Here is a 25,937-nt window from a genome sequence, read left to right on the forward strand (position 1 = left end):
TTTTATGAGCAGTTACAGTTACCCCCAAATGCACCCAAAGGTAAAGCCGATCGTATTCTGGTTTATGCGGCTTTATGCAAGAATAGTCAATTTTTTCTTTGTAAAACGGCTGGATGCCGAGGGCATGGAGAACATTTCTGATACCAAGCCTATCATTTTTGCCGCTACCCATGCTAACTCATTTTACGACGCTATCTTATTGCATATAGAGACCAAAAGGTATGTTCATGCCTTAGCCCGTGGCGATGCTTTTAATAATAAAGCTGTAGCCTTTATTCTTGATCTGGTTCATATTTTACCCATTTGGAGAATTACCGAGGGAAAGCAGAACATGGCGAAGAATAATCAGACTTTTGATAGGTGCCATGAGCTCCTTAGAAATAATAAACAGGTCTTAATTTACCCTGAGGGCAGATGTAAAAATCAAACTACTCTTCTGCCATTGAAAAGGATGGGTACCTCTGCCATGGCTTTAAGAGCCTGGAAAGATGGAATAGATGCAGAGGTGGTACCGGTGGTTAGTACCTACGATAGCTTCAAAAACTTCGGGAAAAGGATTAATCTGAGAGTCGCCAAGCCTTTGAGAAAAGAGGACTTTGATCTCACTCAGGACCCGGCTGAATTTGCAAAAGTCTTCACCGCAAAACTTACTGAAGAGATGGAGGCGATGATAGATCATAATTTCAAGCCGGTTGGTTTTTTGAGGAATCTGGTGCACTATCTAGGCTGGCTCATTCATTTACCACTTTTTCTTTTCATTCATTGGTTTACCAAAAGGAAGTTCGGCCGTACCATCTTTTTTGACTCGGTTTGGTATGGCATTTATTATGTTACCGCCGGGACTTACTGGCTACTTCTGGGTATTTTTATTTCTCAATTTCTGTAATTCATTGACGCAAAACCTTTAAAAATATGTCTGTAAAAATTGGCTCTATCACTACGCTGTTACCTGAGTTTCTTAAGGCTGGTGATTACTCAAAAATCACGGTTTTGGTTGATGAAAATACCGGTCAGCATTGCTATCCACTCATCAAAGAGCTTTTGCCGGAGCATATTTTAATTGAGATCAAAAGTGGCGAAGAACAGAAAAATCTGGGCACTTGTCAGCACATCTGGCAGGTGATGACGGATAACGAGCTTGACCGTCATTCGCTAATGATTGATTTAGGTGGTGGAGTTATCGGAGATATGGGCGGTTTCTGTGCGGCTACCTATAAAAGAGGCATTGATTTTATTCAGATTCCGACGACACTTCTTGCTCAGGTTGACGCCAGTGTTGGTGGTAAATTGGGTATTGATTTCAATGGCTACAAAAATCATATCGGGGTTTTTCAATTGCCGAAAACGGTGTTGATTGATGCCGATTTTCTGAAGTCGTTGCCATGGGCGGAATTGAGATCCGGTTTTGCTGAGGTTGCAAAGCATTGCCTGATTGCTGATGGAGCAAAATGGGATGAAATCAGAAGAATTGATTTTGATGATCAAGATTTTGCAGACCTGATTGCCCACTCAGTAGAAATCAAAAAAGAGGTTGTCGCCAGTGATCCTACTGAAAAAGGTCGTCGTAAAATTTTGAATTTTGGACATACGCTAGGTCATGCTATTGAGACCTATTTTCTGGAGAGCCCGGAAAAAGAAAGATTATTGCATGGTGAGGCTATTGCTGCGGGCATGATTTGCGAGGCTTCTATCTCCCTTGAGCGAGGGCTAATCGACGAATCTCTATTTCTTGAAATTGAGGAATTTCTATTCTCAATTTATGGAAAGGTGGAAATTTTAGAAGGTGACCTGGAGGCTATTCTGCAACATACTTTACAGGATAAGAAGAACAAGGGAGGTCAGGTGAGATTCTCACTTCTTGATGGGAAAGGTTCTTGTGGCTTTGATGTTATCTGCAATAAAGAGGAAATGGAAAAAGCCCTGCGTCAATACATCGGCGAGTAATTTTGGGTTAAGTCCTTTGTTTTTAATGGTTTTCGAAGTTATTTTTAGAATTCGGGTGCAACTTTTTGGAGCCCTGAATCGTATACTTCATATCTAAGAACCTGAAAACACTGATATTTATGAAAAGACTTCTTCCTCTTTTGGCCCTTTTAGTTTTGGGATTAGCCTCCTGCAACTCCCTCAAACTTATGGTAGACAATGATTACAGTTACGCTACCGATTTTACAACTTACAAGAATTATAATTTTCTGGCGTGTGAAGTAGATACTTCATTTATATGTACAGAAATTCAGGATGCTATCAGAAGACAAATGAGAGCTCGTGGTTATAAATTGACAGATGACGCACCGGGTCTTTTGGTAAGCTATAGTATCATTCGCGATCGTGTAGAATACAAAGGTTACTTTCAGCCATCGCTTGATCGCTGGGTGAATAAATACGAATTTGACGATACCTATAAAACCCAAAATTTCAACTTTGGTGGCGGTATGATTCTGGTGTCTTTACTTGATGCTGAGAGCAGTCAGCTTATTTGGAGAGGTTACGCCAGCGGAGTTTTCAATAAGAAGGTGAAGAAACCTATTAATTATTACCGAAACGTCGTCCGAACGATATTTGATCAGTATCCGCTCTTTGCGGCGGGTGAACAGCCCCGAAAACTGACAGGCATTTAATTTAAACTAGCACGTAAATAAAATCCCCCGATCTGTCTGGACCGGGGGATTTTTTATGCTTTGAAAATAATTTCAATTACTCACCTCTCAATTCCTTACGCTGAGATTTCACCGTTTCATCTCTTACGTAATCATCAAAAGTCATCAGCTTATCCAAAGTGCCGTTCGGTGTCAACTCAATGATTCTATTGGCTACCGTATTGGTCAATTGCTGGTCATGACAAGTGAACAAAATCACGCTATCGTATTCTTCCATCCCTTTGTTCAAGGCCTGAATAGATTCCAGGTCAAGGTGGTTTGTTGGTTCGTCAAAAACAAGAGCGTTTGCGTTAGAGAGCATCATTTTTGAGAACATACAACGCTGTTTTTCACCTCCCGAAAGGACTGTACATTTTTTCAACGCCTCTTCACCAGAGAAGAGCATACGACCCAGGAAGCTGCGAACGAAAGTTTCATCCTTATCCTCAGAGTATTGACGAAGCCAATCGACCAAATTCAGCGAGCTGTCATTAAAGTACTCACTGCTGTCGTTTGGCATATAATCTTTAGTGATGGTAACACCCCATTGAAAAGTACCTGACTCTGCTTTTTTCTTACCCATGATGATGTCAAAGAATGCGGTTACAGCAAGTCCATCCTGGCTCAGGAACGCGATTTTTTCATCTTTGGCCACTCTGAAAGTCAGGTTTTTAAAAAGGTATTTTCCTTCCTCGTTTTTGTAGCTGAGATTCTCAACATTCAAAATCTGGTCACCTACTTCACGCTCAGGTTTAAAACCAATGTATGGGTAACGACGAGATGAAGGCTGAATAGCCGAAACATCAAGTTTGTCGAGCATTTTCTGTCGTGCTGTAGCCTGCTTTGATTTCGCCACGTTGGCAGAGAATCTGCGGATAAACTCCTCCAGTTCTTTCTTTTTCTCCTCGGCTTTCTTATTCTGATCAGCCTTCTGACGGGCGGCTAACTGGCTAGATTCATACCAGAAGCTATAGTTACCACCGTAAAGGGTGATTTTCTTGAAGTCAAGGTCGGCGATATATGTACAAACGTTATCCAGGAAGTGTCTATCGTGAGAAACAACGATCACCGTATTTTTGAAATTCAAAAGGAAGTTCTCTAACCAGATGATTGATTCAATGTCCAGGTTGTTGGTAGGCTCATCCAGAAGAAGTACATCAGGCTCACCGAAAAGGGCCTGGGCCAGCAAAACCTTCACTTTCTCAGCCGGGTTCATCTCTGACATCAGGGTATGGTGATATTCCTCCTTTACCCCAAGGCCTGAAAGTAATGCAGCAGCATCAGACTCAGCCTCCCAGCCATTCATTTCAGCAAATTCAGCTTCCAGCTCAGCGGCACGGTTACCATCTTCTTCCGTGAAATCTTCCTTCATGTAGATGGCGTCTTTCTCTTGCATAATTTCTACCAAACGCTCATTGCCTCGCATCACCGTCTCCAATACAGAGAAATCATCAAAGGCATTTTGATTCTGGTTCAGCACCGACATTCTTTCGCCCGGGTCAAGGCTAACTTTTCCCGTAGTAGGCTCCAGCTCGCCTGACAATATCTTCACAAAAGTGGATTTTCCGGCACCGTTGGCCCCGATCAGACCATACACGTTACCTGGAGCAAATTTCAGGTTTACTTCTTCGAAAAGGGTTCTTTTACCAAAAACCTGAGATATATTATTGACTGTTAGCATAATGAATGTTTAATCTGCCTCTAAAAATGGGTGCAAAGATACGTTTTTTGCAATGCAATATGAAAAGAGTGAATTTGTTCAACTTTTAAGGGCTGCAAATAGTTCTATTTTATCCGTGCAAAGCCCAATGATCTGCCTTAAATTCGTCAGCTCAAACTCTTCCTAAAATATGCGTTTAGTTCAATTGCTCAGTCCGTCTAAAGAGCGGAAAGTAGCTCTGGTTTCAGGAGAAAAGCTGCATTTGCTCAATATTTTCACCTCTGTTTACGATCTGGTAAATCAGGCGATGGATACTAAGAAATCCATGAAAGAGCTCGTGGAGCTCAGTCTTTCTGGTCAAAAACTGAATTATGAGGAGGTATGGGCAGGCAAAACTGATTGGCAATGGCTTCCTTGTTTTGACCACCCGACGGATGTCAATAAATGTATGGTGGCCGGCACAGGTTTAACCCATAAAGCCAGTGCCGAGAATCGGGATAAAATGAATGCCGCCGCCGATGCAGGCACCCAAACTGACTCTATGAAAATGTATTTCATGGGAGAGGAAGGTGGGAAACCCGGAGCGGGCAAAGTTGGAACGCAACCCGAGTGGTTTTACAAAGGAAACGGAACGGTTCTCAAAGGGCACCTTGAGCCGCTTGACATCCCAAATTATGCCTTGGATGGGGGAGAGGAGCCTGAAATCGCTGGTATCTACGTGATCAACAAAAATGGGGAACCGGTAAGAATAGGTTTTGCCACGGGCAATGAATACTCAGATCACGTTATGGAAAAAATTAATTATTTGTATTTGGCTCCTTCAAAAATAAGAACTTGTAGCATTGGGCCTGAGCTGGTGATTGATGAAAATATTTTCAATAACTTGAGAGGAATGGTGACTGTCAAAAAGGGCGGCAAGGTGCTCTGGGAAAAAGAAGTCAAAACTGGCGAAGCAAACATGGCCCACAGTCTTGAAAATCTGGAATATCACCATTTCAAATACGACAATCATCGTGTACCTGGTCAGGTTCATATTCATTTTTTTGGCACAGGTGCCTTTAGTTATGGAGCCGGAATAAAACTTGAGCAGGATGATTCAATGGTCATCGACTGGCCTCAGATGGGTAAGGCTTTGATCAACCCGATTAAGCATGACGAATCAACTGAAAAACAGATCAAAGTTCTTTCGCTGAAGTAAGCATCTCCATTGTAAATTCAGTAGTATCTCCCTCTAGTGTTGGTACTTCATAGTTGCCGAATTCTATGGTAGTTTTTGGCAGCATGGTTTTGAACTTTTCTTTTTGTTCTTTTGACAATGACGTTCCAAAAAGAAAAAGTTTGTCGAGATTCTCCAATTCTGCTAATGTTTGTAAAGCTTCAAAGGAAATATTGCTATTAGCGAGGTTGAGCTTTTGAAGGTAAGTGAATTGAGAAAAATCAGGTCGGGAAGAGTTTTCAAATGTATTTTGACTCAAATCCAGAGTCGTCAGATATTCAAACCCAGAGATCGCTTTGAGTTTCTCGGCCGTCAATTCCTGATTGTTAATTCTCAACCATATGATGTTTTTAGAAAGTGGCTCAAAGCTTTTCCAAACCGATTGATCAGGCTGGCCTGAGATAATTGACAAACTGAGAAACGGGGACTCATCGGCTACTTTTTGAAGAGAAACACCATTTACATTTAGGCTCTGTATTAACGATTCCTCAACTGGTTTTTGTTCAACAGGAGGTATCGGAGCCGGCGTCGCTTCGGCTTTGACAAGACTTTTCAAAGCCAATTGTACTGCCGGGGACTGCTCCAAATCTCCCGCCTTTTGATCAAATGAAAGCCCTGTTGCAATCCACCATTCGATTAACTGAATTTCATCTTTCGTCAGCTGAGGTTTACCATCAGGAGGCATGCGGTCATCGTCTTCTTTTTCTAATAATAATCGCTTGTACAATTCTGATTGTTTAGGCTGATGAGCAGTCAAAATTTCGCCATTTTCACCACCTTGAAGTATGGCTTCCGGGGAGTCGAGTCGTAGGTCTCCTTTTTGCTTTTTTGAGGAATGACAGCTCCAGCACTTTTCCGCAAAAATGGGTTCAATGATTTCCTGATAAACCAAGGCCTGTTGAGGGTCTGTGATTTCAGGTTTTGTATATTCCGTGGACCCAAAACTGAGAAAGTCTTCGCCATGGGTCAGGCTTCCACCCCAGTGACCAGTCAAGAATAGAGAGATGCTGCTAACTGCCCATAGAATGTTGATGATCAGTCCTTTTTGCTCTTTGAGGTTAAGAATATAAAGAAGACCAGTAAGGAGAATTAAGGAAATTCCGCCATTGCGATGTTTATTAACTAGCTCGCTATCATATCCTCCGCCATCGGCCAGCAGATAGCCAGATATTGAAGAGAATAGGGAGGCCAAAAACGAGAAAAGCAAAATCCACCGAATCGTTTTATCTGAGATACCTTCTACGCCTTTTTTGTGTAACAAAAAAAAGACAAGCCCGATCAGCAAAAAACCGATAGGCAAATGAACTAACAAAGGGTGAAACTGGGCTATGAATTCTTTCATGCGTAGCGTTCTCTGATCAGTTTCATCATATGCACATTAATCTCCCATTGATCTGCAACAGGTTGCTGTGTGTAAGGCAATGTCGGAAGATAATGAGGCGGGCCAAACTCGGTCAAAAATGTCATAAAAGTTGCTCCACTTTGTAGTCTGTTTGCTACTACCTCATCCCACCATGTCAAATGATGTTTCAGAGCATCTGCCCATTCCGGAGCACGGGGATCATTGACTTGCGGTCCTTCCGGGTGCCCGACTCTTAAATGAATATGACGGGCCCTTTCCAGAGCCAGTTTAACAGTTTCCGGTTGGTCATCCAGCAGTGATTCGTGTACGTTACACCAGTGTGAAATGTCCAGCGTAAGTGTCATCTGAGGATACTTCAACAAAAACTCGCGTGTAATAGGTGCCGAATAACACATTCTTCCCCGATGCGTTTCATGGGTTACCTCAATCCCGGATTTAGCCGCGGTTTCAATGGTATATTCGATAAGGCGTTGATTTTGCTCAGCAGGGAAATAGTCTTTACCAGAATGGCAATTGATATATAACGGCTTCTGATAGCCCTGTTCTAAAGCCCCATTAAGATTTGCTTTAAAACGATTAAAATGTGTTTCAAAATCAGGACTGCCATCACCAACCAAAAAGCCGACTTTTAGTTCGTTCTCCTTTAAAGCATTAAATAACTCCAAAGGTCTTTTTTCATGTGAAGACCACCAGACTTCTATGCCGTCATAACCCTCTTTTTTTGCCAGCTTACAAAATTCAGAAATGCCACCTGAATAGCCCCAATCCGTGGCCATGATGATTGGTTTAATTTTAAGATTAGGTTTAGTTTCCATGTTTATGTTCAATAGAGCCGAAGTGGCCATGCTGTTTTTGATAAAATTTCTGCGGTTCATAGGGTTTAGTAATTGTCCAGACATAGTCTGGATTTTCTTATATCGACCAACTCTTTTATTCCTGGCAGGCCCAAACCTTAAAATTTAATGAATTAAGAAGATGGGTGAAATTAATGATTAAATGTAAGCCACCAAACACGGAGCAATGGGTAAAACTTATTAAGTATCGCTCTCTAAACAGGTGTGTTTGAGTATATATAAATTTTCTCCTTTAAAGCATATGTTTAACGGCATCAGGCCATTCTTTTTACTTGACAACTTTTAGGTTAAATTTCGTATGAAATCTAAATTATATTAGAAAATTGAAGTTCAGTTGAGTATTGAAATATAAGAAGCCGGATATCCTTTCGGATAGACTCAGGTCACAATTGCTACGGGTTTATTCTAAAGTTTGGAATGACGGTTTTCTTCAAATATCGACCTGACACTACATTTACTAAAACGAAGGGAGAAGCATCACCAAGCATTGAAATGTTAAATAGGCAGAACTAACTATAAATTCACGGGCACAGTATTACAAGGACCAATGAAAGCATGAAAAACAGTATTGTTTTCGGAACTGAATCCTGGCTGAAGGATAATCTCTCGGTTAGATGTAAACTCCACATTGCTCCCTGAATTTATTTTGCCCTCTGATGATATAGTGCCTTGATTTTCATAAATACCTGAGTTAATTGGATTGTCATTAATAGTAAGTAAGGTTCCTTGAACACAAGGTCCATTCGGCGATAAATATGCACTTCTAGCTCCAAAATCAAAACCATCTCCATTGCCCCCGCTGAATAAATTTGGTTCTACTCCATCCAAATAACCCAGGAAATTTGATTGATCAAAACCATCTCCATTTCCACCACCAAACAACACTGGTTCAAGGCCATCTAAGTATCCGGTGAATAATATCAGATCAAACCCATCTCCATTTCCACCCCCAAATAGAACGGGTTCAGTTCCGTTTAAGTAACCCGAAAACAATGATTGATCAAAACCATCTCCATTTCCACCAGTATACAAAGCTAGTTCATAACCATCCAGGAAACCCATAAATTGGAGCCGATCAAACCCATCTCCATTACCACCTCCAAACAATACTGGTTCAGTACCGTCTAAATAACCATTGAAAAGCTTTAGATCAAAACCATCCCCATTTCCACCGCCAAATAATAAAGGCTCAACACCATCCAGGTAGCCTGAAAAAGTGGTCTTGTCGAAGCCATCACCATTTGAACCATTAAACTGGGCTTTGGAATTGAGACTTATGAGCCACGCAAATAAGAATAAAAGCCTAAAATTTACTTTCATTTCTATGACTTAAGGTGCAGTTCTGGCACAGCGAAAACCGAGACGATTATTTCCTGTTCCAATAATTGAAGCTCCATCAAAACGATCTGAAACTCTTATAAAATCAGAGCCATTGAGCCAGGACCCACCACGATAGCTATATCCATCTCCAGTTGAGTTATTAGGCCAATTAACAGCAGTGCCGTTTCCGGTAGAAGAAATTATACCATTACCGTGGATTCCTGAAAAGCTTCTCCCTTGAGCCGTGCCTACCGTAACTACTCTTTCATATAGGTTACCACTCATTTCCATGATTCCATAGAAAGAACCACCAGTTTCTTCTCGATTTTTGGTCACGGCAGATCTGGCAAAAATACCCGCACGTAAAGGTCCACTAATAGTCCCATTAGTATCAGAATAAATTGCGTTCCCTGTCGATGTGGCAGGGTTACTTATTCGTTCAGTTGACAAACCTGAACTAACAAGTGTATATGCACTATTGGCAATATTAGCACTACCCCAGGCGAACTCTCCTGGTTTTGGAAGCACAGGGCCTCTGCAAGCCTTTTCATATTCAAGCTCTGTAAGTGGTCTCAACCCAGACCAATCCATGTAAGCATTTATATCTCCAGGGCTAGCATAACTTAGAGCTCTGTCGGGTGCACTACTTGTTGCTTCAGCACTTCCTCCGGTCCAGGCTATTGTATTTCTACTTACAACACCATCACTGTTTTTGCGAGTCGCATCGGTTAAATCTCTATTGGTCTTTTGTGTTTCGGTTAAAGAGTTAAAGAAAGCCAACCATTGGCCTTCGGTTACTTCATACTTCATACAATAGAATGCATTATACCCTTTTGGGAAACTAGCACCCAGAGTGCCTGTTTGATCGCCTCCTGAAGCGTTATCTCCCGTATAATAAAGATTACCACTTGTGTTTGCAATGGTTATTGCATTTTCTGAAGTCACGTAAAAGGAGGAAGATGTACTAAAACCTCCTGCGTAAAACTTATTAGACTCATCTCCAGTGGTTCCACCAAGATAGAAGCTACCTTGTGGTACATAAACCATTTCTATCGCTTGTACCTGAACATCGATTTGATCATTAATAGAGGTTGACCCAAAATTCCACCTTAATTTTATCCCATCGAAATCTACATTTCCGTTACCATCAGCATCTCTGTAAATGAATGCCCCCATACCATCAGACATGACGTCTATGGTTGCCCCAGCCGGAGCCGAAGAGTTAGCTTGACTAACGATACCATGAGTCCATGCACCACCATTGACCCGATATTTAATAAATACCCAGGTAGCATCATAATTAGCAGGCCCGGAGCTCAACCTCCAGGAGTTTTCCCAACTTAGGTCAAACTGAACTTTTACATAGTTAGAAACATCATTGTATTCTACAAGTGCGACATTACTAACGACCAAATTATTTGCCCAGACTTGAATACTTAAACAGGTTAAGCATAGTAGTATTATTCTTTTCATAAGCTTGTAAGGAGTTTCTTTTGCTTCAAAACAAATGAAAATAACTCCCGACCACAAAAACTTTTATTTTATGGTAATTGCCTCGAAAAGAACCTTTTAGTCGAGCTAATTCCAATAGTCAAACTCTTAATAAGCCGGCACTCCTTAGCTGAAAGTTAGTTGTGGTGATATCAAAATTCTGGTTTTAGTAAGATACTATTGCCAATCTTATATACATCAGATTTAAAGATCAGGAATAGTGTTGTATTTTTTGCAAATAGCGGATAGAGGCCGCATTTCACCTCAACAAAGACAGAGCCCTAGGTAGTGAAAATTGCTGAGCATGAAACGCTGCTTTTGATAAAATTCCTGCGGTTCATAGCATTAACAATCTAACTGGCTTATTCAAGAGATTTTCCTAGGTTTTGAAGAATCTTTTGGTGTGTAAAACCCTTAAAACATAAATCATTTCATTTTCAATAAAATAGTGAACACCAAAGGGGAAATTCTCTGTAAAAACGATTCGTATATTTCTGTATCGCTTTTGGTAATGGAGCGGATTGCTTTTTATTTTATCAATAGTGTCCCAGAAATCTGCATGAAACCGTTCAGCAAGTTCATTGGAAATCGAGTCATAATACTTCATTCCTTCCTGGAAATCTAATAAAGAGCCTTGTTCAAACCTGATTTGAAAACTCATTTTCGAGCAGTTTGAGCTTTGAATTCTTCCTCACTCAGAAAATTTAATTCTCCAGACTGATGCTTATCAAGTAGTCCATCCATCATGGTTTTGTACTCATCAGACAAAGCAAAATCATTGGCAGTTTCAGTCAAAACCCGTTCCATATAGTTCTTAAGCTTTCGACCTTCTATATCAGCTTTCATTTGCAAAAGCGAAACCGTTTGATCATCCAGTGTAATCTCTTTTCTGTTTTTTGTCTTAAGCATATCCGTTTAATTTACGTTAAATATACGTATATCAAACGTATTAATTGAGGCAATTCTGTCAAAACCTAAGATTTAGTGAATTCAGTTTGCCTATATCTATTCTATCAGGGTAGATTCTTGATCTCATATTTTCGTGACCAAGCCAAAGAATCTGGATAATTTAGTTCTAGCTCCTTGAATTGATCCTCTATTAACAAAGGGATACTAATTTCAGGATCAGTTTCGCAAAATGCACAAGGTACAGTTTCGCCTAAAATAACTATTTCAAATTCATCAGTAAAGGACAATCCAAAATTGTAATAACCATCGTAATCATCACCATCCACCGAATAGGAGTAACCTAGGTTAAGACCAGATGTTTTTAATTTGTGATAATTAGCTTTTGTAATATAACAAGGTGTAAACTGCTTTCTACAGCTTTCAAATTTAGATTTGAATCTTTCTTTTGATAAACTTTGCCAAATGGCAAATAAGACAATCAAGACTAGGGAAGAAAGTCCAACTTTTTCTTTATTCGTTAATGTCATAAATCTAATTCAAAAGAACCACTCACCCCAAAATCTCCTTAATCACATTCCCCTCCACGTCTGTCAATCTAAAAGGGCGACCCTGGAATTCATAAGTTAGTTTTTCGTGGTCAAAACCCAATTGGTTCAGGATAGTGGCCTGAATATCATGTGGGGTTATTTTACCGCTAATAGCCGAGTAGCCAATTTCATCTGTTTCTCCATAGGTATAACCTTTTTTGATGCCTCCGCCGGCCATCCACATGGTAAAGGCTTCGGCGTGGTGATCACGGCCTTTGAAGGCATTTGGCTTACCTTCGCGGTTCTCAGCCATTGGTGTACGGCCAAATTCTCCACCCCAAACGACCAGGGTTTCATCTAGTAATCCTCTTTGTTTGAGATCGAGTAAAAGAGCGGTAACAGCCTTATCGCTTTGGCGGCATTTATTGATGAGACCCACGTCAATGGAGCCATCCAGACTGGTACCGTGGGTATCCCAGCCCCAGTCGAAAAGCTGTACAAAACGCACCCCTTTTTCTACCAATTTCCGGGCGAGAAGGGCATTATTCGCAAAGGCCGCTTTACCTGGCTGAGTGCCGTACATCTCATGAATGTACTCGGGCTCATCATTGATATTCATGACTTCAGGCACCGAAATTTGCATTCGGTACGCCATCTCGTATTGAGAAATACGGCTTAGTGTTTCCGGGTCTCCATACTCTTCAAATTGCTGCTGATTGACCTTATTAATGGCATCAATGGAGGCACGTCGTAGGTCTCGATTGACACCTTCCGGGTCATTGAGAAACAAAATAGGATCACCCGCTGAGCGGCACTGCACCCCCTGATACACCGAAGGCAAAAATCCACTCCCCCAAACACTCTTTCCTGCGTCTGGATTGGCCCCACCACTCGTCAAAACCACAAAACCGGGTAAATCGGCATTTTCGGTGCCAAGTCCATAGGTGACCCAGGAACCCATACTTGGCCGACCAAGCCTTGCAGAGCCTGTTTGCATCAGCAGCTGTGCCGGAGCATGGTTAAACTGATCAGTGGTTACCGATTTCAGGAAGGTGATTTCATCAGCCACCGACTGCAAATGTGGCAAATAATTACTGATCCAGGCTCGGCTTTCACCATGCTGACTGAACTTGGCCTGTGGGCCCAGCATTTTTGGAACGCCTCTGATAAAGGCAAACTTTTTCCCTTCAAGCAAAGATTGGGGGCAGTCAAGCCCATTGAGTTTCTGAAGTTCGGGTTTATAGTCAAAAAGCTCCAGTTGAGATGGGGCTCCAGCCATATGAATGTAGATGACTGAGCGGGCTTTAGGAGCAAAATGCGGAGCCTTGACCATCAAAGGATTGCCAGTGTCAAAGAGTGATGAGCTGCCTTTAGAACCCGTTTCACAAGAACCAAGAAGACCACCAAGAGCCAGTCCTCCAAGCCCCATAAAACTCTCTTTGAGAAAGTTCCTGCGAGTTTGCTCCTGAAATTTGGCTTCCAGAGCTTCGGTGAATATGTTTTTTCGTTTACTCATTTTTCCAGTGTTTGGGCCTGTCCGCAGGACTCGGTGAGTCGAAGGCCCGGCAGTTTAATTTTTCATGATCACTTCATCAATATTAAATAAAGCATTGGTGACCATGGCAAAGGCCAATGTTTCGGCTTCTTCCTCTTTTTGATAGCTTTTCAATGCCTCATCGTAAAGATTTTTCAATGCTTCCTTCCGTTTAGGATCAATGGCTTTGCCAGTGGCCTGATGATATGCCTTAACTATGCTTTGATCAATATCTCTCAGCTCAATTTGCTGAGCAAAATGAATGGCCAGATCCACATAAACAGAATCATTTAGTGTGGTCAAAGCCTGTAATGGTGTATTGGTATTGATTCGGCGGGCCGAGCAAACCTCACGCCCAACCCCGTCAAAATTAATCATAGATGGGTAAGGGCTGGTACGTTTCCAGAAGGTATAAAGGGCTCTTCGGTATTGCTGACCACCGTCGCTTTCTTTCCATTTTTTGCCGTTATAAGGTGATAACCAAACGCCATCAGGCTGATAAGGCATCACCGGTTTTCCGTACATTTCGGGGTTCAATTTGCCCGAAATAGCCAGAGCCTGATCCCTGATTTGTTCGGCCGATAACCGGACTCTTGGTCCACGGGCAAGGTACATATTGAACTGGTCCTTCTCCAGTTGTTTTTTACTGATTCGGGAATCCTGACGGTAAGTGGCACTCATCACAATTTTCTTCATGAGCCTTTTCAAGTGCCATTCGTCTTCATACATGAATTGATAACTCAGATAATCCAACAATTGCTGATGAGTGGGTTCTGCTCCTTGAGTGCCCAAATCCTCAAGCGTTTCTACCAATCCACGACCAAAAAACTGCTCCCAGACCCTGTTAACCATAGTTCTTGAGGTAAGCGGATGTTTTTTATCCGTCATCCATTGAGCCAGACCAAGGCGGTTTTGAGGGTATTCTTCCGGGAATTCATTGAGTGAAACCGGAACACCAGCCACCACTTTTTCACCTTTTGAAAGCCAGCTTCCCCGCTCAAAAACATGCGTTTCGCGACTCCATTCTTCCACATTGTCAAGCATGATGGGGGTTTCTTCAGTGTTGGTTTTAACCAGACTCCAAAAGGTGTTTTGCTGAGGCTTCGGCAGGTTTTCGTAGGGTGCATCCGTGAAATGAAACCAGTCGAATCGAATACCCGTTTGTAGAGGATCTTTTAATTGGGAGCTGCTGAATGTGAAAAAGATATCGTGTTTGTCACCAACGGATTGCAGTGGAATCTCAGCAATTTGCCAGCCACCTTTATTTGGTTTGAGGCGAAACTGTCCTATCACGGGCCCTTTTGGGCTTCCAGTATGGAGAAAAAGACTACCTGAACGCAGACCGGAAGCATAACGAAAGATGAGTTTTTTGTCATTTGTCAAGTCAACATTAGATAAACGGGCGGAGGAATTATTACGCATGGCCAGCCATTTGGTATCGCTGAGCTCGCTATTTACAAACTCGTCGGTTTCCAGAGAATTGATGGCAGGTTGAAAAGTTTTGATAAAGTGTTTGATTTCGCTGGCCTGATCTTCGTTCAAATGATCTGTCGCCCAACTTGTCAATTGACCAAGCTGTTCCTTTTGTTCCAGATCAAAATGCCTCAAAACCGGGTACTCGGCATAGGCATCGTTATCCCGGGTATTATTGAAAAAGGCCATGAACCGGTAATAATCTTCATGTCGGAAGGGGTCATAGGGGTGGCTGTGGCACTGCACACAGGCAAAAGTGGTGCTCATCAGGGTTTCCCAGGTGGTGTTTACCCGATCAATCACCGCCGCAACCCTGAATTCCTCATTATCCGTACCGCCTTCGTCATTGGTCATGGTGTTACGGTGGAAGGCGGTGGCTATGAGTTGGTCATCAGTGGGGTTTTCGAGTAAGTCGCCGGCTAATTGCTCGGTAATGAACTGGTCATAGGGCATATCCGTATTAAAGGATCGGATAAGCCAGTCGCGATAACGCCAGATATTTCTTTCATCATCCCTTTCATAGCCTTTGGTATCTGCATAGCGGGCGAGATCAAGCCACATGGAGGTCCATTTTTCTCCGTAATGCGGAGAGGCCAGCAGCTGGTCAACGTATGCTTCATAGTTCTCATCTGTTGGGTTTGCGAGATAAGCCGCTTTGAGAGAATCTGGTGCTGGGAAACCAATCAGATCAAGTGCAACCCTGCGGGCGAGTACTTCAGGTTCTGCTTCTTTTGATACTTCAAGCCCTTTTTCCTCCGCTTTCACAGCGATAAAATGATCGATTTCATTTTTGGCCCAATCCTGGTCTTTATCAGGAACTTCGGGTTTTTCAACTTTTTGGTAAGCCCAATGTTCACCCCATTTTGCTCCCTGTTCTATCCATCGAGTGAGCAGTTCAATTTCTTCCTCAGGAAGAGGGTCGGCCTCAAAGGGCATTCGTTCGTCAGGATCACTAAGTGTTAGCCTGCGAATCATTTCTGAGGCATGGGCATCACCTTCTACGATAATCATTTTGCCAGATTTACCTTTTGATTTTGCTTCTTCCTCAAAAAGGAATGAAACCCCGCCTTGTTTTTTAACACCACCATGGCAGGCGATGCAACGCTTATTGAGAATAGGTTTTATTTGTCTACTGAAGTCAACTTCATCTCCTGAAGTGCAGGATTGCAGAAGGCTGAAGCCAAAAAGAAGGCTTAGAAACAGAGAAAATTTGAATCGCATCAAAGGTTAGGTTGAATCAGGAAATTGAAGTTAACAGGATTTGTAAACTATTTCAACCTTAACTGTCGGCAAAGATTTTGAAGAGAACCTCAGTCGTTGATTTCTTCTTCCTCAAAGCTCACTTCCAGCAAATCGCCTGGAGTACAATCTAAAGCTCTACAGATTTTAGCAAGGGTTTCAAAACGCACGCCTTTGGCTTTTTGATTCTTCAGAATCGAGAGGTTGACCGTTGTGACCCCAACTTTTTCAGAGAGCTCATTGAGCGACATACGCTTTTTGGCCATTTCTATGTCCAGATTGACAATGATATTCATATGATTTCTCCGAGATCAGCTCGGTTTTTTTCGGCCACTGGTAGGTATTCTATCAGTATAAAAATGATAAGGGCAGCAAATAAAAACGATGGGGACTTAAAGAACGAGTAACTTAAAAAGTTTAGGAAAACCTTGCCTGGAGAAGGGTTGCCAGTGTAGAAGTCTCTCAATACCTCAATAAGTCCATTGATGGGAATGAGAAATAACAAAAGCACACCAATCTGCTTAAAACGCCTTATTTCAACAGGACTGAAATATGACTGCCGATGATACGATTTTCTCACTTTTCCCAGCTGAAAAGCAATGATTCCATAAACGGTTAAAACGATAGCGTTCAAAGCAAATAGACTAAACGGCACAAACGGGAATTCGTAATAGTAGCCCAATCGGGAGCTCATCACGTGGAGAATTGCGGAGATAATAATTAGGCCAACAAGTAGCCGGAAAAGAGTGTCTGATTTTGAGTTCATATCTTAAGATTTAGAACTCAAATGTAAATTATGTTTTAAATATTTAAAATAAAACGTTAAATATATTTCAAGGTTCTTAAATCTTTGTTTCACCTTTTATATGATAAATAGGAGTTTCTCAGAGGTCAGAGACCACTTTTTTTCGCATCAAAGTCAAACACATGCAGAAAAAAATACAGAAAGTAGAATGCCGAAAGTTTTAAGAAACTTTCACAATATGATTCTTCTTCCCTTTCCCGATCAACAGATACTTGTCATTCAACAAAGTCAGGTCTGAAACAGGAGTTCTCTCGTCCTGAATTTTGGTTTTGTTGACACTTACAGCGTTTCCTTTGAAGGCTCTTCTGGCTTCTCCCTTTGAGGCGTAGATCTCGCCGTTCGTGGTTACCGAAACTAAATCTAAAAGACTCTCGCAGGCACCATAGTCCGCCTTTGAAATTTCAGTCGTTGGTACGCCATCAAAAACAGAGTTGAACGTCTTTTCATCCAGACTTTGTAGGGTTTCAAGCGTAGCTTTTCCAAACAAAACTTCTGAGGCTTTTACGGCCAAATTGTACTGCTCTTCACCATGAACCCGAATGGTCACATCTTTGGCGATAGCTTGTTGTACAATTCTTAGGTGTGGAGCCTCTTTATGCTCAGTTTCCAGTTTTTCGATTTCCTCTTTGCTCAGCAGGGTGAATACACGAATTAGTCGCTCACAAACTTCGTCAGATTGGTTAATCCAAAACTGGTAAAACTGATATGGACTGGTCATCTCTGGATCAAGCCAAACATTACCGCTTTCTGACTTTCCGAATTTGGTGCCATCTGGTTTAGTTACCAATGGAGTCGTTAAGGCATAAGCAGAGTATTCTACTTCGCCGTCGGCATCGGAGCCATCGTTGGCTTCTTTTCTACGGATAAGCTCGGTACCTGTGGTGATGTTACCCCACTGGTCAGAGCCACCCATTTGCAGGCGAACTCCGTGATTTTTATACAAATGATAGAAATCGTAACCCTGAAGCAGTTGATAGGTAAACTCGGTATAAGAAATACCTGTGGTAATTCTGTTTTTTACAGAATCCTTTGAGCTCATATAGTTGATGGTCAAATACTTACCCACTTCTCTCAGAAATTGCAAAAAGCCCATCTCTTTGAACCAGTCGTAATTATTGACTATTTCAGCGGCATTGTTCCCGCTTTCAAAATCAAGGAATCGGGCCAGCTGGGCCTTGATACCTTCCTGGTTTTCTCTCAATACGTTTTCATCTAAAAACTGGCGTTCGGCTGATTTGCCGGAAGGGTCGCCCACCATACCAGTGGCTCCTCCTACAAGTGCATAAGGCTTGTGGCCGGCCCGCTGAAAGTGTACCAGCAACATGATTGTTGCAAGGTTTCCAATATGAAGAGACTTGGCCGTAGGATCAAATCCGATATAAGCTGAAGTCATTTCTTTTTCCAGTTGCTCTGCAGTGCCGGGCATCATCTGATGCAGCATGCCTCTCCATTCCAGTTCTTCTATGAAGTTCATTGTATATAGCTATGGGCCCATAGCAATGAGCTTTGGGCGAATATTTTAGTGATTTATTTCTTTGATTTTTTGATGCCGTACTTCTTCCACCACTTGTAATATTCAGAGAAGTTGTAGGTTATGCCAAGTTGGAAAGTCCTGTTTCTCAAATCTAGCGGAGTGCCATCGTTTTGAATGCGGGTGTTGAAGCTATTAAGGCCATGAGCATATCGCAGGTTTAAACTGAACATGGAGAACATGTCCAGCATATCAATTCGGGCTCCAACGATAAAAGCATTATCTTTCTTTAGGTCAGGTCCGTATTGTTCTACTCCTTCTTTTTTCCAGCCCTGATTCAGCGACCAGTTAAACTCAGGCCCGGCTTCAAGGTGAAATCCTTCGAAAGGAGAAATACCCAAAAGAATAGGCGTGCTAAGATAACGGAAAGTGAGTTTTTGGTTGGGGTCAACAAGGTTACCACCTTTAACCTGAAAAACGGCTTCTGGTTGCAGGCTTAGTTTTCCCAGATTCAGACGTGTAAAAACACCTGCCTGATACTGCATGCTGAGCTTAGAGGAGGTTTCTCCGGGATTGTCAACAATCGCTATGTGGTTAGCTTGAAGGCCTATTTTTGGTCCAAAAACAAAGGTGCTTTGCTTCATTTGAGCGAAGCCCACAGAGCTGATCAACAGAAAACCAAGGATGAATTTATTCTTCATTTTGTTTTTGACCTGATAACGAAATCCCGGCCCGTTTTTTATTTTGAGGGGCAAAAATACAGAAAGGGTCTCTCAGGACAAAAATTCAATGAAATTGTCTCGGTTAAATTTCTTTAAAATCGTTTTCTACTTCCCGAATTGAAACTTTAATGAACCATTTATACCCACATTTCGAGGAGGTGTAAAGTAATCTGGGTTACGGAAGGCAAACTCAAAATACGGAGCCAGCTGGGCTACAACCCCCCGGTACTGGTACTGCACACCCATTCCATAGAAAAGGTTATTAAACACTTTAGGTTTAGGCCGGGCCTCAAAACGCCTGCTAATCTGACTACCAAGAACGCCGCTTGAGAAATTAACATCCTGATAAACAGAAAGGTCAAGTTTGGTACCAGCAGAAACCATAAAATTGAACCTGCTCCATGTATTGATATAATAATTGAAATTTACAGGCATCTTAATTAAGGAAGTTTTGATGCTGATATCCTTAATCTGAGGATTTTCTTTTGGGATATACCGACCGTACTCTTCTTCAAAACGCTTTCCTGTTTTGCGATTGAAATCCATCTCAAGGGGATGTTTAGTTTCTATTTGACGAGAGAACAAAACACCTGTATTCAGACTCAGTTTGTCCATCAAAAATACCTCAACGGTAGGTCCTGTAAGCAGAGAATTAAAGCCAATATAATCAGAAGAAATTCCAGCTCTCATTTTTGGCCAGTTGACAGGCTTTTTCGCTTTTTCTTTTGGGTCTGTTCGTTTTGGCTCAGTGTCTTCCTCTTCGGCCAGCTCTTCAAGTTGGACAGAAGGTTTTGCGAGTTCCGTTACTTCGCCGGCGTCATTCATCTTTTCCTCAAAAACCGTAACATCTTCCGGCTCATTAAAAGACTTGTTTTTAACCTCAGTTTGATCACTAACATCACTTTGAGGAATTTTACCGTCGTAAACAGTGCGTTCTTCTTTTATCGACGATTCTTCATTTTGCCGGATATCATCAACTCTTTGACTCTTGGCCATTCCTGGTTCTTGTGAGTTTTTCGTGACCAGATTCGGCGATTTTTTTGAAGGTACTTTTTCACTTGTTGTATTACCCTGATTTTGAGGTGAAGCAACAACCTTATCGGTGTTTTCCGTGGTGATAGGGCTATTCTCCTCCAATTCCAATCTTGTGGAATTTTCTATAGCTTTTGCCTCCGCACTTTTATCTACATAAACTATTCGATCTACAGGCACATATTGGGTGACTGTTTCTTTGACCAGAACAGTGTCTACAGAGTGGGTATTAACAAAGACGGTATCTACTTCTGAGCTTTGATTTAATTTTTCTGTTAGTGTAAAAATCTCTTCATTCAGTCTGTTTGTTTTTTGCGATTGATAAATAGTAGTAAGCACCAGGGCCGTAGTTGCCATGCCTCCGAAAAGCCAGGCTCCGTAATCACGGAATGCCCTGATATACCATGGAGCGGGTAGCATTTTTTTGAAGGAGTCCCATGCTCCTGTCTCATATTTCGGAGAATGCTTTGACAGCTTTTCCCGAATTTTCTTATCAAAATTTTCCTCAGACATTTCTATAGTCGTTTTGGTCTGAAACATAAATTTTTACCATCTCCTGCATTTTCATTCGGGCCTTGGCCAAATTAGAGCGAGATGTCCCCTCGTTAATACCCAGCATTTTGCCTATCTCAGCATGACTGTAGCCTTCCACTACATAAAGTGAAAAAACAGTTCGGTAGGCAGGCGGAAGGTTTTGAATAAGTTCAATGATTTCTTCAGCACTGATTCGCTCCAGCAATTGGTCGTCATATGCCAGGTAGTGCAGCTCGTCAACATCCACAAAAGCCACTTTTTTATGGTTTTTGCGGTAGTAATCAATGCAGCTTCTCACCATTACGGTTTTAAACCAGGCATCAAAGGACTGATTCGGGTCATACATTGAGATTTTGGTAAAAATCTTCATGAAGCCGTCATTAACCATTTCTACAGCCTCATCATGACCTGAGGCGTATCTTAGGCTGATATTTTTAGCAAAACCATAGTATTTCTCATAGAGCGTCTTCTGAGCAGACTGCCTGTTTTTCAGGCAGCCACTCAGGACTTCTTCAAGATCAAAAGGCCGTTTTTTTGCTCGAAACAGTGACAAAAAAGAAGGGTTTTAGATCAAAACTTACTTTACCTGATTATTAATACGCAAGGTGGGTTTCTTTTCGTTGCCTTAAAAATTTTTTTCTCTCGGGGCAACGCCGCCTCTGGAGAGCTGCGTATTGAAAGGCAAGAAACACGAAACAAAGGATTGGATATGATTTAAACTTTACCTGTAAGCTAACCTTACGTTTATTTTCAAAATCTTAAATCTTTAAAAATGAGACATTTAAAATTTGTTTGGGCCTTTTTACTGGCCGCCCCCCTTGCTTTTACAAGTTGTGAAAGCCTTAATCTTGGCCCAGATGCGGCTGCCGGAGATTCGGCTATGTTAGACATGCTATTTTTTGCTACTACTGATGACTCTACCGGTGTCGTCAGAGGTCATCGTGGGCATTGTAATATTACGGAAGTAGCCGTAGAGGATCTATCTGCTACCATTACGGATTACATTTCGGCGAATTACGCTGATGCTACCATTGACAGAGCCGGCACAAATGATGAGACTGGGTACACTATGGTTAAAATTACGCTGGCTGACGGCACACATGCCGGATTGATTTTTGATGCTGATGGTAATTTTCTTGAAGAAAAAACTCATAAAGGCAAAGGAACGGCGGTAGATGTCGCGGATTTGCCAACGGCAATAACCGACTATATCTCAGCAAACTATGCTGATGCTACCATCGAGAAAGCCAGACTACATGATGACGGAAGTTATGGTGTGCTTATTCTTCAATCTGACGACACTTATCTGGGCGTAGGTTTTGATGCGGATGGCAATTTTGTGAGTGAGTTCAACATGAAAGATAAAGGCGGCAAAAAGCACGGAAAAGGTGGCCCAAATAAAGGGGGAAGAAACTAGATAGTTTAGAGTTGAGAAATGCGAATGGGGTTAATTTTTATTGACCCCATTTTTTTGAATAATACTATGAAAAAAATTTTATTCTTCGTCTTGTTAGGGCTTTTAGGGCAAAGTAAAGTGATGGCTCAAAGCCGCTCCATAAAAATAAAGTCAGAACACTTTTCTGATACCAGTATCAAAAAAATCCTGGAAGAAATCCAGTGGAAATATGGTGTTAAAGTTGAGTATGACCCTGAATTAATTCCAGACAAAAAAACTACCGTATGGATTGATAATCTTGACTTGAAAGGAATTCTTGATTTAATAATTGAAAAAAATGATTTAGATGTAATTGCTGAGTTTGTAAATCCAAACGTTGCAAAGCTTATTTCGAAAGCAGATTATATAAATCGTAAAGAAGAAAATAATACTTCCTTGCATGATCCTACCAGATATAACTTCAGTCTGTCCGGTGTAATAAAGGATGAATTATCAGGCGAGACCCTCCCTTTCGCAACGATATCCGTTTATAATAAGTCAGGCATAGGAAGCCAAACTAATGTTGATGGCTACTTCACTATCTTGAATGTGCCTTCAGATACTGTTTTGCTACAGGTGAGTTATGTGGGTTATTTGAAAAAGGTAATTCGTCTAACTCCACAAAGTAATATCGAGGATTTCCTAATTGAGCTAAAAGAAGACTCGCATGATCTTGAGGAGATTACTGTCACGGCGAATAAAACCGAAATGGTACAGGCAAATCAGGTGGTGGGTATGATTAAAATGACACCAAGGAATATTGCCAAATTACCAAACGTGGGTGAGAAGGATCCTTTCAGGGCTTTTCAATTGATGCCGGGAGTAAGTGCCTCTAACGAATCTTCTTCGGGCTTGTATGTTCGTGGAGGTACTCCAGATCAGACATTGGTCTTATATGATGGCTTTACGGTTTATAATGTCGACCACCTATTCGGGTTCTTTTCAGCTTTCAACTATAATGCAATCAAGGATATACAACTTTACAAGGGAGGTTTTGATGCACGTTTTGGCGGAAGAATCTCAGCGGTAGCCGAGATTACCGGAAAAGATGGAAATAGCAAGGAGTTTAACGCAGGTGCAGATTTAAGCCTTCTAAGTGCAAGCGGGTTTGTCGAAACGCCAATTGGAGATAAAGTGACATTCCTGGCCGCGGCCAGAAGATCTTACAGGGGGGCTCTTTACACTAAAATCTTTGACAAATTTACAGCTGAAGAAGAAGAGACCCAAACAGGCGGTTTTGGTGGAGGACCGGCCGGAGGTTTCGGAGGTGGACGTTTCGGCGGTAACAACCTTCAGACCTCAGAGAAAGCTTCCACGTATTTTTATGACTTGAATGCCAAGCTAACCTTCAGGCCTACCCGCAAGGACGTGTTCTCCCTGAGCTTTTTTAATGGCACAGATAACATGGATAACTCTACCCAAACAAGCTTTTCCGGCTTTGGTCCATTTCAGAATGCCGGGCTTGATCTTGGCTCTTCTACCAATGATTTGTCAAACTGGGGCAACACAGGAGCTAGCTTAAAGTGGTCAAGGCAATGGAGTAATAAGTTGTACTCTAATACCTTAGTTAGTTTTTCAGATTTTTTTAGTCATCGGGATAACTCAAGAAACATAAGTATTGTAAGGGGAGACTCTACGATAAACAATAAGCTTGGCCGGTTCGAAACCAACGGTTTGTCTGATATCTCATTTAAATCGGATTGGGAATGGAAAGTAGGTGCAAATAATCAGTTTGAGTTTGGAACGATGATTACTCAAAATGCCATTCAATTTAATTACACTCAAAACGACACTGTTACCATTCTTGATAGAGATGACCAGGGAATACTTTCTTCTTTTTATCTGCAGGACAGGCTCAAAGTAATTAACGGAAAACTTGAGCTTATCCCGGGCATACGTTTAAATCATTTTGATGTAACTAGTAAAGTCTACCTGGAGCCCCGTTTGACCTTCAATTATATGCTAAACGATAAACTTAAGTTAAAAGGTGGTGGCGGCGTTTATAATCAATTTATTAAACAAATTAACCGTGAGGACATTTCTCAGGGTAACCGAAATTTTTGGATCCTTGCAAACGGAGAAAGCCTTCCTGTGACACAGTCAAAACACCTGATCATTGGAGCGGCTTATGAGCTTAAAGACTATTTGGTTGATGTAGAGTTTTATCAAAAGAAAAATACAGGGATTACCGAATATTCTCTTCGTTTCGTGCCCGATGTGAATGCTGGAGGCCCTCCTGGCCCAGATGGTCCCAGAGGCGGAGGTTTATCAGTGGAGGAAACCTTTTTTAACGGAAATGAAACCATTAAAGGAATGGATTTATTGCTTCAAAAAAAGTTTGGCAAATATACCGGCTGGCTTGGTTATACGCTTTCAGAAGCTGTGAGAGAAATTGATGCATTTTCTGATAGACCTTATTACTCTGATCAGGATGTAAGACATCAGTTTAAAGCAGTGGGCTCTTATTCTGTTAAAAAATGGGATTTGGCCGCCACATTTATTTACTCCACTGGTAGGCCTTATACTTCTATAATTGGAGCTTATGACCTGACACTTTTGGATGGAACCTCCAAAACATTCACAAACCCTTCCGACAAAAACGCGAACCGGTTTGACGATTACCATAGAATGGATGTATCAGCTACATATAATTTTAAACATGGAAGTATAGGGTTGTCTGTATTCAATTTGTACAACCGTACCAATGTCTGGTATAAACGTTTTGAAATTATAGAAGAATCAGATGTATCTGTTCTTCAAACCACAGATGTTACTTATCTGGGTATTACACCTAATTTAAGTTTAAGCTTTAGACTAAAATAGAAATGAAAAATATAGCTTTTTCTTTACTCATTTTATTATTGATAGTTTTCTCTTGTACAGAAATCAATGATGTGATTTTACCAGGAGACAAGCCGGTGATAGAGGCCTTTTTGGCTCCGGGTCAAAAAGTATCCATGACTGTTTTTACAGAGATTCCGTATTCTTTCAATGAAGAAGAAAATGTATCAACAAGCATATCCGGATTAGAAATTATTATTACCGGTGATGATGGCAAGAATTTAACACTTAATGAGATTGCTTCAGGCCATTATGAATCAAGCGAGGTTCTGGGAATTGAAGGAACTACCTACAACATGAGTTTTCAATATAATGGAAGAACAGTTTCAGCAAGCACCATTCTCCCTGTAAAACCTCAAGGTTTTCAACTGAGCTTATCAGAAATAGAGCGAATTGAAAGAGATTTTTCGGGTGGGTTTGTGCCTGGCCAAGGTGGCTTTGGAGGACCAGGCGGAGGTTTTCAGCAAGAAGACCGAACTCCTATTGAAGTCACCTGGAATAACCCGGATGAAGTTTACCATTTTGTAGCGGCCATGTACGCAGAAGAGAGCCTTGATCCAGTAACTCAATTCCCGGAGGATGAAAATGGTTTTACAAGACCAGCTCGTAGATTTAATAATCAACCTGTGTTAACGAATGCAACAAATCTGCAGCCACAGTCTTTTGAGTATTTTGGGAACTACAATATCATTCTCTACCGTCTTAACCCAGATTATGCCGCTCTTTATGAGAATAATAATACCAGTACACAAAACATTTCTACTCCAATTAGCACAATCTCCAATGGATTGGGAATTTTTACTGGTGTAAATGCCGATACTTTAAGATTAACCGTAAAAAGAGCAGAGTAATTATTAAAAAGGCAGGTGAGGAGA

The 25,937-nt window shown here is 41.5% G+C and carries 23 protein-coding genes; 7 read left to right on the plus strand and 16 right to left on the minus strand.

The annotated features are described in order from the left end of the window. The first annotated feature begins 4 nt into the window (after positions 1 to 4). The 3 genes from AFM12_RS08730 to AFM12_RS08740 all read left to right on the plus strand — a co-directional run bounded on the left by AFM12_RS08730 (position 5) and on the right by AFM12_RS08740 (position 2,618). On the plus strand, positions 5 to 886 hold the full coding sequence (locus AFM12_RS08730) for a 1-acyl-sn-glycerol-3-phosphate acyltransferase (protein WP_082391256.1): 882 nt from the start codon (positions 5 to 7) through the stop codon (positions 884 to 886). Positions 887 to 912: 26 nt separating this feature from the next. Further along, on the plus strand, positions 913 to 1,944 hold the full coding sequence (gene aroB / locus AFM12_RS08735) for a 3-dehydroquinate synthase (protein WP_055146741.1): 1,032 nt from the start codon (positions 913 to 915) through the stop codon (positions 1,942 to 1,944). A gap of 119 nt (positions 1,945 to 2,063) precedes the next feature. Continuing rightward, complete coding sequence (locus AFM12_RS08740; RefSeq protein WP_055146744.1) at positions 2,064 to 2,618, plus strand: DUF4136 domain-containing protein; 555 nt, start codon at positions 2,064 to 2,066, stop codon at positions 2,616 to 2,618. A 76-nt stretch (positions 2,619 to 2,694) separates the two neighbouring features. On the opposite strand, the gene AFM12_RS08745 is transcribed toward AFM12_RS08740, so the two are convergent. Next, positions 2,695 to 4,317, minus strand: a complete 1,623-nt coding sequence (locus tag AFM12_RS08745; protein WP_055146747.1) for an ABC-F family ATP-binding cassette domain-containing protein — start codon at positions 4,315 to 4,317, stop codon at positions 2,695 to 2,697. A 169-nt stretch (positions 4,318 to 4,486) separates the two neighbouring features. On the opposite strand from AFM12_RS08745, the gene araD1 reads away from it, so the two are divergent. Next, on the plus strand, positions 4,487 to 5,494 hold the full coding sequence (araD1, locus tag AFM12_RS08750) for an AraD1 family protein (protein ID WP_055146750.1): 1,008 nt from the start codon (positions 4,487 to 4,489) through the stop codon (positions 5,492 to 5,494). On the opposite strand, the gene AFM12_RS08755 is transcribed toward araD1, so the two are convergent. The 15 genes from AFM12_RS08755 to AFM12_RS08825 form a co-directional block, all read right to left on the minus strand. After that, positions 5,472 to 6,854, minus strand: a complete 1,383-nt coding sequence (locus tag AFM12_RS08755) for a c-type cytochrome domain-containing protein (protein WP_055146753.1) — start codon at positions 6,852 to 6,854, stop codon at positions 5,472 to 5,474. The two genes, araD1 and AFM12_RS08755, sit on opposite strands and share 23 nt — an antisense overlap. After that, positions 6,851 to 7,750 (minus strand): sugar phosphate isomerase/epimerase family protein, encoded by a 900-nt coding sequence (locus tag AFM12_RS08760; RefSeq protein ID WP_055146756.1) that lies wholly within the window; start codon positions 7,748 to 7,750, stop codon positions 6,851 to 6,853. The genes AFM12_RS08755 and AFM12_RS08760 overlap by 4 nt, the downstream gene beginning before the upstream one ends. 492 nt (positions 7,751 to 8,242) lie before the next feature. Continuing rightward, the gene (locus AFM12_RS08765) at positions 8,243 to 9,049 is read right to left on the minus strand and encodes a 3-coathanger stack domain-containing protein (RefSeq protein WP_055146759.1); all 807 of its coding nucleotides are present in this window, start codon (positions 9,047 to 9,049) and stop codon (positions 8,243 to 8,245) included. Between the two features lie 9 nt (positions 9,050 to 9,058). Beyond that, a complete protein-coding gene (locus AFM12_RS08770; RefSeq protein WP_055147875.1) occupies positions 9,059 to 10,522 on the minus strand; it encodes a formylglycine-generating enzyme family protein in 1,464 nt (487 codons plus the stop codon). Between the two features lie 397 nt (positions 10,523 to 10,919). Continuing rightward, positions 10,920 to 11,201, minus strand: a complete 282-nt coding sequence (locus AFM12_RS08775) for a type II toxin-antitoxin system RelE/ParE family toxin (protein ID WP_055146762.1) — start codon at positions 11,199 to 11,201, stop codon at positions 10,920 to 10,922. Further along, positions 11,198 to 11,449, minus strand: coding sequence for a hypothetical protein (locus tag AFM12_RS08780; protein WP_055146765.1), 252 nt, complete (start codon positions 11,447 to 11,449; stop codon positions 11,198 to 11,200). Before AFM12_RS08780 ends, AFM12_RS08775 begins: the two co-directional genes overlap by 4 nt. Before the next feature lie 104 nt (positions 11,450 to 11,553). Continuing rightward, complete coding sequence (locus tag AFM12_RS08785; RefSeq protein ID WP_055146768.1) at positions 11,554 to 11,976, minus strand: hypothetical protein; 423 nt, start codon at positions 11,974 to 11,976, stop codon at positions 11,554 to 11,556. A 22-nt stretch (positions 11,977 to 11,998) separates the two neighbouring features. Continuing rightward, positions 11,999 to 13,492, minus strand: a complete 1,494-nt coding sequence (locus AFM12_RS08790; RefSeq protein ID WP_055146771.1) for a DUF1501 domain-containing protein — start codon at positions 13,490 to 13,492, stop codon at positions 11,999 to 12,001. 54 nt (positions 13,493 to 13,546) lie between these two features. Further along, entirely contained in the window at positions 13,547 to 16,204 is a 2,658-nt protein-coding gene (locus tag AFM12_RS08795; protein WP_055146774.1) for a DUF1553 domain-containing protein, read from the minus strand. Between the two features lie 89 nt (positions 16,205 to 16,293). Then, complete coding sequence (locus AFM12_RS08800) at positions 16,294 to 16,518, minus strand: helix-turn-helix domain-containing protein (RefSeq protein ID WP_055146777.1); 225 nt, start codon at positions 16,516 to 16,518, stop codon at positions 16,294 to 16,296. Continuing rightward, complete coding sequence (locus tag AFM12_RS08805) at positions 16,515 to 16,988, minus strand: hypothetical protein (protein ID WP_055146780.1); 474 nt, start codon at positions 16,986 to 16,988, stop codon at positions 16,515 to 16,517. The genes AFM12_RS08800 and AFM12_RS08805 overlap by 4 nt, the downstream gene beginning before the upstream one ends. A 199-nt stretch (positions 16,989 to 17,187) precedes the next feature. Beyond that, a complete protein-coding gene (gene tyrS, locus AFM12_RS08810; protein WP_055146783.1) occupies positions 17,188 to 18,501 on the minus strand; it encodes a tyrosine--tRNA ligase in 1,314 nt (437 codons plus the stop codon). A gap of 53 nt (positions 18,502 to 18,554) precedes the next feature. Further along, a complete protein-coding gene (locus tag AFM12_RS08815) occupies positions 18,555 to 19,199 on the minus strand; it encodes an outer membrane beta-barrel protein (RefSeq protein ID WP_131458266.1) in 645 nt (214 codons plus the stop codon). A gap of 126 nt (positions 19,200 to 19,325) precedes the next feature. Next, complete coding sequence (locus AFM12_RS08820) at positions 19,326 to 20,765, minus strand: hypothetical protein (protein ID WP_055146789.1); 1,440 nt, start codon at positions 20,763 to 20,765, stop codon at positions 19,326 to 19,328. After that, positions 20,758 to 21,339 carry an RNA polymerase sigma factor gene (locus tag AFM12_RS08825; protein ID WP_055146792.1) on the minus strand — a complete coding sequence of 194 codons (582 nt, stop codon included), beginning with the start codon at positions 21,337 to 21,339 and terminating at the stop codon, positions 20,758 to 20,760. Before AFM12_RS08825 ends, AFM12_RS08820 begins: the two co-directional genes overlap by 8 nt. 219 nt (positions 21,340 to 21,558) lie before the next feature. Here AFM12_RS08825 and AFM12_RS08830 point away from each other — a divergent pair, with 219 nt between their 5' ends. The 3 genes from AFM12_RS08830 (at position 21,559) to AFM12_RS08840 (ending at position 25,913) form a co-directional block, all read left to right on the plus strand. Continuing rightward, complete coding sequence (locus tag AFM12_RS08830; protein WP_055146795.1) at positions 21,559 to 22,203, plus strand: PepSY-like domain-containing protein; 645 nt, start codon at positions 21,559 to 21,561, stop codon at positions 22,201 to 22,203. A 66-nt stretch (positions 22,204 to 22,269) separates the two neighbouring features. Then, positions 22,270 to 25,044, plus strand: a complete 2,775-nt coding sequence (locus AFM12_RS08835) for a TonB-dependent receptor (RefSeq protein ID WP_055146798.1) — start codon at positions 22,270 to 22,272, stop codon at positions 25,042 to 25,044. Positions 25,045 to 25,046: 2 nt separating this feature from the next. Then, complete coding sequence (locus AFM12_RS08840) at positions 25,047 to 25,913, plus strand: DUF4249 family protein (protein WP_055146801.1); 867 nt, start codon at positions 25,047 to 25,049, stop codon at positions 25,911 to 25,913. Positions 25,914 to 25,937: the final 24 nt, after the last annotated feature.

The sequence above is a fragment of the Jiulongibacter sediminis genome (assembly GCF_001306455.1).
Taxonomy (GTDB): Bacteria; Bacteroidota; Bacteroidia; order Cytophagales; family Spirosomataceae; genus Jiulongibacter; species Jiulongibacter sediminis.

Bases quoted from the DNA above. Each gene is read 5' to 3' on its own strand.
- AFM12_RS08730 (WP_082391256.1), top strand. From the start codon at position 5: ATGAGCAGTTACAGTTACCCCCAAATGCACCCAAAGGTAAAGCCGATC.
- aroB (WP_055146741.1), top strand. From the start codon at position 913: ATGTCTGTAAAAATTGGCTCTATCACTACGCTGTTACCTGAGTTTCTT.
- AFM12_RS08740 (WP_055146744.1), top strand. From the start codon at position 2,064: ATGAAAAGACTTCTTCCTCTTTTGGCCCTTTTAGTTTTGGGATTAGCC.
- AFM12_RS08745 (WP_055146747.1), bottom strand. From the start codon at position 4,317: ATGCTAACAGTCAATAATATATCTCAGGTTTTTGGTAAAAGAACCCTT.
- araD1 (WP_055146750.1), top strand. From the start codon at position 4,487: ATGCGTTTAGTTCAATTGCTCAGTCCGTCTAAAGAGCGGAAAGTAGCT.
- AFM12_RS08755 (WP_055146753.1), bottom strand. From the start codon at position 6,854: ATGAAAGAATTCATAGCCCAGTTTCACCCTTTGTTAGTTCATTTGCCT.
- AFM12_RS08760 (WP_055146756.1), bottom strand. From the start codon at position 7,750: ATGAACCGCAGAAATTTTATCAAAAACAGCATGGCCACTTCGGCTCTA.
- AFM12_RS08765 (WP_055146759.1), bottom strand. From the start codon at position 9,049: ATGAAAGTAAATTTTAGGCTTTTATTCTTATTTGCGTGGCTCATAAGT.
- AFM12_RS08770 (WP_055147875.1), bottom strand. From the start codon at position 10,522: ATGAAAAGAATAATACTACTATGCTTAACCTGTTTAAGTATTCAAGTC.
- AFM12_RS08775 (WP_055146762.1), bottom strand. From the start codon at position 11,201: ATGAGTTTTCAAATCAGGTTTGAACAAGGCTCTTTATTAGATTTCCAG.
- AFM12_RS08780 (WP_055146765.1), bottom strand. From the start codon at position 11,449: ATGCTTAAGACAAAAAACAGAAAAGAGATTACACTGGATGATCAAACG.
- AFM12_RS08785 (WP_055146768.1), bottom strand. From the start codon at position 11,976: ATGACATTAACGAATAAAGAAAAAGTTGGACTTTCTTCCCTAGTCTTG.
- AFM12_RS08790 (WP_055146771.1), bottom strand. From the start codon at position 13,492: ATGAGTAAACGAAAAAACATATTCACCGAAGCTCTGGAAGCCAAATTT.
- AFM12_RS08795 (WP_055146774.1), bottom strand. From the start codon at position 16,204: ATGCGATTCAAATTTTCTCTGTTTCTAAGCCTTCTTTTTGGCTTCAGC.
- AFM12_RS08800 (WP_055146777.1), bottom strand. From the start codon at position 16,518: ATGAATATCATTGTCAATCTGGACATAGAAATGGCCAAAAAGCGTATG.
- AFM12_RS08805 (WP_055146780.1), bottom strand. From the start codon at position 16,988: ATGAACTCAAAATCAGACACTCTTTTCCGGCTACTTGTTGGCCTAATT.
- tyrS (WP_055146783.1), bottom strand. From the start codon at position 18,501: ATGAACTTCATAGAAGAACTGGAATGGAGAGGCATGCTGCATCAGATG.
- AFM12_RS08815 (WP_131458266.1), bottom strand. From the start codon at position 19,199: ATGAAGAATAAATTCATCCTTGGTTTTCTGTTGATCAGCTCTGTGGGC.
- AFM12_RS08820 (WP_055146789.1), bottom strand. From the start codon at position 20,765: ATGTCTGAGGAAAATTTTGATAAGAAAATTCGGGAAAAGCTGTCAAAG.
- AFM12_RS08830 (WP_055146795.1), top strand. From the start codon at position 21,559: ATGAGACATTTAAAATTTGTTTGGGCCTTTTTACTGGCCGCCCCCCTT.
- AFM12_RS08835 (WP_055146798.1), top strand. From the start codon at position 22,270: ATGAAAAAAATTTTATTCTTCGTCTTGTTAGGGCTTTTAGGGCAAAGT.
- AFM12_RS08840 (WP_055146801.1), top strand. From the start codon at position 25,047: ATGAAAAATATAGCTTTTTCTTTACTCATTTTATTATTGATAGTTTTC.